The sequence below is a fragment of the Pseudomonas sp. PS02302 genome, assembly GCF_029959585.1.
Lineage (GTDB): Bacteria > Pseudomonadota > Gammaproteobacteria > Pseudomonadales > Pseudomonadaceae > Chryseomonas > Chryseomonas aestiva.
Map to the genome: position 1 here is coordinate 1 of NZ_JASCON010000204.1, position 255 is coordinate 255.

Annotated in this window: 1 rRNA gene; it reads right to left on the minus strand. The window is 50.2% G+C overall.

The features are described from left to right. Positions 1-255 (minus strand): 23S ribosomal RNA (locus QMX82_RS25780); the annotation flags it as partial.

The following is a 255-nucleotide window of genomic DNA, read 5'->3' on the forward strand; positions in this document are numbered from 1 at the left end:
GTCTATTCCCAGCGACTAAACGCCCTATTAAGACTCGCTTTCGCTACGCCTCCCCTATTCGGTTAAGCTCGCCACTGAAAATAAGTCGCTGACCCATTATACAAAAGGTACGCAGTCACCCAACAAACTAGGCTCCCACTGCTTGTACGCATACGGTTTCAGGTTCTATTTCACTCCCCTCTCCGGGGTTCTTTTCGCCTTTCCCTCACGGTACTGGTTCACTATCGGTCAGTCAGGAGTATTTAGCCTTGGAGG